The organism is Sphingopyxis soli, from assembly GCF_018682675.1.
In the GTDB taxonomy this organism is placed as follows: domain Bacteria; phylum Pseudomonadota; class Alphaproteobacteria; order Sphingomonadales; family Sphingomonadaceae; genus Sphingopyxis; species Sphingopyxis soli.
Genome location: NZ_JAFMTR010000009.1, coordinates 1 through 5,930 on the forward strand (window position 1 = coordinate 1; position 5,930 = coordinate 5,930).

Annotated in this window: 7 protein-coding genes; 3 read left to right on the plus strand and 4 right to left on the minus strand. The window is 67.8% G+C overall.

The window, feature by feature from the left end; translation table 11 throughout:
- Positions 1–98: 98 nt before the first annotated feature.
- Both J1N50_RS00740 and J1N50_RS00745 read right to left on the minus strand, forming a co-directional pair.
- Positions 99–992, minus strand: a complete 894-nt coding sequence (locus J1N50_RS00740) for a DUF2785 domain-containing protein (RefSeq protein WP_215349162.1) — start codon at positions 990–992, stop codon at positions 99–101.
- Between the two features lie 80 nt (positions 993–1,072).
- Positions 1,073–1,810, minus strand: coding sequence for a Bax inhibitor-1/YccA family protein (locus J1N50_RS00745; RefSeq protein WP_215349165.1), 738 nt, complete (start codon positions 1,808–1,810; stop codon positions 1,073–1,075).
- Positions 1,811–1,948: 138 nt separating this feature from the next.
- Here J1N50_RS00745 and thpR point away from each other — a divergent pair, with 138 nt between their 5' ends.
- The gene (thpR, locus tag J1N50_RS00750; RefSeq protein ID WP_215349168.1) at positions 1,949–2,557 is read left to right on the plus strand and encodes an RNA 2',3'-cyclic phosphodiesterase; all 609 of its coding nucleotides are present in this window, start codon (positions 1,949–1,951) and stop codon (positions 2,555–2,557) included.
- On the opposite strand, the gene J1N50_RS00755 is transcribed toward thpR, so the two are convergent.
- On the minus strand, positions 2,473–2,952 hold the full coding sequence (locus J1N50_RS00755) for a low molecular weight protein-tyrosine-phosphatase (protein ID WP_215349171.1): 480 nt from the start codon (positions 2,950–2,952) through the stop codon (positions 2,473–2,475). The genes thpR and J1N50_RS00755 overlap by 85 nt on opposite strands.
- Positions 2,953–3,059: 107 nt before the next feature.
- Between J1N50_RS00755 and J1N50_RS00760 the strand changes: the two genes are divergently transcribed.
- Positions 3,060–4,691: a spinster family MFS transporter gene (locus tag J1N50_RS00760; protein WP_215349174.1), complete on the plus strand. Its 1,632-nt coding sequence runs from the start codon at positions 3,060–3,062 to the stop codon at positions 4,689–4,691.
- On the opposite strand, the gene J1N50_RS00765 is transcribed toward J1N50_RS00760, so the two are convergent.
- Complete coding sequence (locus J1N50_RS00765; protein WP_215349177.1) at positions 4,669–5,241, minus strand: superoxide dismutase family protein; 573 nt, start codon at positions 5,239–5,241, stop codon at positions 4,669–4,671. The two genes, J1N50_RS00760 and J1N50_RS00765, sit on opposite strands and share 23 nt — an antisense overlap.
- 180 nt (positions 5,242–5,421) lie before the next feature.
- Between J1N50_RS00765 and J1N50_RS00770 the strand changes: the two genes are divergently transcribed.
- On the plus strand, positions 5,422–5,673 hold the full coding sequence (locus J1N50_RS00770; protein WP_215349180.1) for a hypothetical protein: 252 nt from the start codon (positions 5,422–5,424) through the stop codon (positions 5,671–5,673).
- Positions 5,674–5,930: the final 257 nt, after the last annotated feature.

Below are 5,930 nucleotides of genomic sequence, written 5' to 3' on the forward strand. Positions count from 1 at the left end.
GTGCGTTCGGTTTTGATTGAATCAAAACCGGCACTCCAGATTCCTGTTTTGCCGTGTTTTCCGAGTCGTCAGGTGATTCCACCTGACTTGAAAACACTCTAGGGCAGCGCCTTCAGCAATTCGACTGCCAGCGGCGCAAGGCGCTTGATCTGCGGATCCTGCGCTTCGGCCGCGCTGACATAGATGGCGTTCGCGAAGCCAGTCGTGTTGTGGACGGCCGCCAAGCCTGCGTCGCCAGTATGGACGTCTTTCCAGCGCGCGCTGCTATCGGGATAGAGCGTCTTGAACCAAGCCGCCCAGGCCGCATCGTCGATGTCGGCGCGCCTGGCGAGGAACAGGACGGGCCGCGCGAGGCGCGCGGATTCGCCGTGATGGTAATAGGGTGAAGCCGCCGGCGCGACCTGCGACGCGATGGCGCCAAGCAAAAGGTCGGCGTCGGCCCGCGCCAGCCGCGGATTGAGTGCGAGCTGGAGCGCGAGGTCCGATCCATGCGCCACGCCGTGCCGCCAGCCCTCGCCCGGCACGAAGCCACGATAGTCGGTCACGCCGCGCAGATAGGCCGCGCCGGTCCGGGCAAGCGCGTGCAGTTCGGCGTCGGTCATCCAGGCCTCGATCCGGTCGGCGCGCGCAATTTCGGACAGCGCCAGCGCGGCGAACGGACGGCGAAAGCCTGCGGCATCCTCCGGGACCGCGGCCATTTCGGTCAGCAGCGCCAATGTCCGGCGCATTTGGGCGGCGGACAGGTGGCGGCCACGCAGCCCTTCGGACCATAGCGTGAAGGCAAAGCCGTCGCGCATCGCCGGATCGGGATCCCCCAGACATGCCGCCAGCGCCTCCAGGTCGCCGAGGCGCGCCTTTGCGAAAAAGGTCGCGGCATAGGCCTTCAGATCGCCGTCGGCGGGCCGCGCCACCGCGCAGGTCGACGCCGCCCCGGCGGCGGCGGGCGAGGCGGCCAGCATCATCGCGGCGACGAGCATCCCGGCATGACGCATGGGCGGTCCCTTCCCCAAAAAGGAAAGAGCCCGGCGAATCGCTCCGCCGGGCTCCGGTTGGTCGTTCCTTGTCCGTCCGCTTATTCGCGGTTGCCCAGCAGGTTGAGCAGGAAGGTGAACATGTTGACGAAGTCGAGGTAGAGCGTCAGCGCGCCCATCACCACCGACTTGCCGACAAAGTCGGTCCCGCGGACATAGAAATACATGCTCTTGATCTTCTGCGTGTCATAGGCGGTCAGGCCCGCGAACAGCAGCACGCCGATCACGCTGATCGCCAGCGCCAGCGCGCCCGACTGGAACACGAAGGCGTTGAGCAGCATCGCGACGATGATGCCGACGAGGCCCATGATCAGGAAGGTCCCGAAACCCGAGAGATCCTTCTTGGTCGTGTAGCCATAGAGGCTGAGGCCGAGGAAGGCCGCCGCGGTCGCGAAGAAGGTCTGCGCGATCGAGGTGTTGGTGAAGACGAAGAAGATCGCCGCCATCGACACGCCCATCACCGCCGCATAAGCCCAGTAAAGCGCCTGCGCCGCGGCCGTCGACAGCTTGTTGATGCCGAAGCTCAGCACCATCACGAAGGCGAGCGGAGCGAGCATGATCACCCACTTGACCGGTCCCGGACCGAACAGCAGCGCGGGTGCGCCTTCCCACTGCGAGAAGAGCATCGCGACGACGCCGGTCAGCAGCACGCCCGACGCCATATAGTTGTAGACCGACAGCATGTACGACCGCAGGCCGGCATCGACGGCCTGATCCATCGCGCTCGCGCTGCCTGGGAAGCCGGACGCCGCCATATTGGGGTCGTTCCAATTAGCCATTTTCATCTCCATCACCGGCCAGACGATACCGGCCGTGGCGATAATATCGGGATATTCGCGCTTTGTTTCAAGCGAAACCGGACATGCGCCCTGTTTCGGCTTCGCAGCCGCCGCGCGCCGTCCTATGCAGGCACCGCCATGTCGACCCATCGCCTGTTCGTCGCCCTGCGTCCGCCGCGCCCGATCCGGCGACAATTGATCGCCGCGATGCACGGGATTTCGGGCGCGCGCTGGCAGGATGACGAACAGCTCCACCTGACGCTGCGCTTCATCGGCGAGGTCGACCATCACCGCGCCGAGGACATCGCCGCCGCGCTGGGCAGCCTCTACGCACCCACGATCGAGGCGCGGATCGCCGGGGTCGGCCTGTTCGAGCGCCAGGGACGCCCGCACATGGTCTGGGCCGGGGTCGAACCGCACGCGCCGATCGCCGCGCTGCATCGCAAGATCGACCAGCTGCTCGCGCGCGTCGGCGTTGTGCCCGAAACGCGCGCCTTCGTGCCGCATATCACGCTCGCGCGGCTCAACCGCGGATCGGGGCCGGTCGCGCCCTTCCTTGCGCTGAACAGCGATCTGGCGAGCGCGCCCTTTCCGTTCGGCCATGTCACGCTCTACGAGAGCGAGATGGGGCACGGCGGTTCGCGCTATCATCCGGTCGCGCGCTATCCCCTCGACGAGGCGACGAGCGCGGCAGCGACCGCGCTGACATCGTCCCATGTTGCGGCGAAGCCGTCGTCGGCGCCGTAATAGGGATCGGTGACGCTTTCCCCTTCGCGGCCGCCGACCAGATCGAGCATCAGCCTGAGTTCGGCGGTCGCACCCGTTGGACGAAGCGCGCGGGCGTCGCGCAGATTGGCCTCGTCGGCGGCGAGGATAAGGTCGAAATCATGAAAGTCGCTGCGGCGGAGCTGGCGCGCGCGAAGGTCCGAGATATCGGCGCCGCGCCGCCGCGCCTCGGCCTGGGCGCGGCGGTCGGGCGGGTGGCCGACGTGCCAGTCGCCGGTGCCCGCCGAATCGAGCCTCGCGGCGATCCCGGCCTCGGCAAAGGCGACGCGCGCGGCCCCTTCGGCAAGCGGCGAGCGGCAGATATTGCCGAGGCAGAGGAAGAGGATCGCGGGGGGATTTGGTCGATCTTCGCGCATATCGTCCGTCTTCGCTCCAAAGGTGAACCGACTTTCAACTTGCGCCGGGCGGCGGCTCGTGCAACCACCGGGGCATAAGGATAACGGGTCAGGGAGAGGGTTGCCAGATGGCCGATAGCGCGAGCGTGAACGAGACGGCCGGGGCGCCGCCCGCCGGGCCGCAGGCGAGCGGCTATAGCTGGTACGTGCTGTTCGTGCTGGTCGTCGTCTATATCCTGAATTTCATCGACCGGCAGATCCTGAGCATCCTTGCGGTCGATATCAAGGCCGACCTCGGGCTGACCGACGGCGACCTCGGCTTCCTTGGCGGCGCGGCCTTTGCGGTCTTCTATGCGCTGTTCGGTATCCCGCTCGGACGGCTCGCGGACAATTGGAACCGCAAGAAGCTGCTGGCGATCGGGCTGACCCTGTGGTCCGCGATGACCGCGCTGTCGGGCTTCGCGCAAACGCAGCTGACGCTGACGCTCGCGCGCATGGGCGTCGGCGTCGGCGAGGCGACCGCCAGCCCGACCGCCTATTCGCTGATCTCCGACTATTTCCCCAAGCGCCAGCGCGCCACCGCGCTCGCGATCTATTCGTCGGGTCTCTATATCGGCGGCGGGGTGTCGCTGCTGATCGGCGCGAAGATCGGGCAGGTGTGGAACCAGACCTGGCCCGATGGCGGCCCGCTCGGCCTCGTCGGCTGGCAGGGCGCGTTCCTCGCGGTGGGCATTCCCGGCCTGCTGATCGCGCTGTGGGTCTCGACACTGCGCGAACCCGCGCGCGGCGCGATGGACGGCGTCGCCAGCCCCGTTTCGCCGACCCCTTTCCGCAGCTTCGTCGGCGACCTGTCGAGCATCGTCCCGCCCTTCACCCTGCTCGGCGCGTGGGAACGCGGGCCGGTGGCGCTCGCGATCAACCTCGCGGTCGCGGCGCTCGCCGCCGCCGCCGCTTGGCTGATGATCGGGCTGACCGGCAACCTGCCGCAATGGTCGGCGATCGCCTTCGGCTATTATGCCGTCTTCTCCTGGGCCTGCACGCTGAAGGCGCGCGATCCGGCGACCTTCCGCCTGATCTGGGGCACACCCGCGTTCATTTGCACGACCCTGGGGTATAGTCTGGTCTCGCTGGTCGCCTGGGCGCTGGGTTTCTGGTCGGCGCCCTATGCCGAGACCGTGCTGCACCTGCCGAAGCAGCAGCTGGCGTTCGTGCTCGGCGCCAATGGCGCGGCGGCCGGCTTCCTGGGCGTGATCATCGGCGGCCGCGTGGCCGACGCCTTGCGGGCGCGCCATCCGGCGGGCCGCATCTGGGTCATCGTCTTCGGCGTCGTCGCACCGATCATGCCGATCTGGATCGGCTATACCACCGACAATGGCACGCTGTTCTATGCGATGAACTTCCTCGCCGGGATGTTCGGCGCCGCAGCGCTGGGCGCGGCGGCGGCGACGACGCAGGATCTGGTGCTGCCACGGATGCGCGGCACCGCGACGGCGGCCTTCTTCCTCGGCACGACGCTGGTCGGGCTCGCCTTCGGCCCCTATCTGACCGGGCAGATTTCGGACCTGGCCGGCACGATCGTCGACGGCAAGCCGGTCGGCGACCTGCGCACGGGCATCCTGTCGCTGATCGCCGTCGCGCCGGTCGCGCTCGCCCTGCTCGTCTATGCCTATCGCGCGGTGCCGCGCGCCGAGGCGACGATCGCCGAGCGCGCGGAGGACGCTGCCGCCCGCGCGGCGCCTATTTCGCCGCGCCGAGCGTAATCACCCCGCACGCGACGCGCGCGCCGCTGTTGCCGCTGGGGTCGGTCTTGAGGTCGTCGGGCTTGGCATGAATGACGAACGCCGCACCGTCGGCGTCGAGGAGCCCGCCCTCGCCGCCGAGCCGGGTGCCGACGATCTTCAGCGTCGCGCGGCCGATCTCGCCGCTTTCGACGACGAGATTCGGCAGGTCGCCGTGATGCGCGCCCATCGGATTGTCCCGGCCGTGCTGCGCTCCGGTCGGGTTCCAGTGCGGACCCGCGCTGGCGAAGTCGGGCGGCGCGCACTGGCCGACGGCGTGGACGTGCATCCCATAGGTGCCGGGCGCGAAACCGCGCGCGACGAGTTCGATGCGCAGCCCGTCGCTATCCTTGTAGAAATCGGCGCGGCCGCGGTCGGCGCCCGCGGCATCGAAGAGCGGCGCCGAGGCGTCGGCGGGCGGCAAGGTCTGCGTCGGCTTGCCGCCCATCCCGGCACATCCGGCGAGCGCCAGCGCCGCGGCCCCCAGCAGGACGGCGGCCGGTTTCGGGCGGCGGTGGGCGGGCTGGGTCATCTCATTCCTCCGGTTGCTCTGGGCCATAACGCCGCGGGCGGCGATTTCGATCCGCCGCGATGATGCCCTCGAGTCGTCGTGCTGCCAAGTGCGATATGGGCGAAGGGCCGGCCCCCGCCAGCCGCCCTGCCCTTGGAAGCGGGGGGCTTTGCCCGGTGGCTCTTGCCGGGAGAGGAAACGATGACTTTCGCCAATTCCGAATTCGTCGCGCTGGTCAAGCGGACGCGTGCCACATTCGGCGTCGGGATCGACGAAGCGCACGCGCTGGTTTTCGCCGACGCGGAGATGCGGCGCCTGATCGCCTGGCGGATCAATCACGACCCCGAGTGCCGGCGGCAGGCGCTTCACGATCTGAAGCGAAAAGGCGAGAGATCGTTTTTCGTCGAGATCGATGGCCGTTTGCGGTTTCGCGAAGCTGGCAAGGGCGACTGAAGGGCGGCGGCCGGGTCGGGTGGATTCCAGCCTTTCAATTCTCGTCATGCCGGCTGCGGCGATGGCCTCGCTGTTTCAGCATCCACGGTCTGAACTCTCGTCCCGCGCTGCGTCGAAGGAAACGGCGGACCATGGATCCTGAAACAAGTTCAGGATGACGATGAAAGATGGATCAGCAATCGGCCGTTTTCAGGCCTTCGTCATTCCGGACTCGATCCGGAATCCATTTTTCCAGCGCTGCGCGAATGGACCCCCTT

Bases quoted from the DNA above. Each gene is read 5' to 3' on its own strand.
- J1N50_RS00740 (WP_215349162.1), bottom strand. From the start codon at position 992: ATGCGTCATGCCGGGATGCTCGTCGCCGCGATGATGCTGGCCGCCTCG.
- J1N50_RS00745 (WP_215349165.1), bottom strand. From the start codon at position 1,810: ATGGCTAATTGGAACGACCCCAATATGGCGGCGTCCGGCTTCCCAGGC.
- thpR (WP_215349168.1), top strand. From the start codon at position 1,949: ATGTCGACCCATCGCCTGTTCGTCGCCCTGCGTCCGCCGCGCCCGATC.
- J1N50_RS00755 (WP_215349171.1), bottom strand. From the start codon at position 2,952: ATGCGCGAAGATCGACCAAATCCCCCCGCGATCCTCTTCCTCTGCCTC.
- J1N50_RS00760 (WP_215349174.1), top strand. From the start codon at position 3,060: ATGGCCGATAGCGCGAGCGTGAACGAGACGGCCGGGGCGCCGCCCGCC.
- J1N50_RS00765 (WP_215349177.1), bottom strand. From the start codon at position 5,241: ATGACCCAGCCCGCCCACCGCCGCCCGAAACCGGCCGCCGTCCTGCTG.
- J1N50_RS00770 (WP_215349180.1), top strand. From the start codon at position 5,422: ATGACTTTCGCCAATTCCGAATTCGTCGCGCTGGTCAAGCGGACGCGT.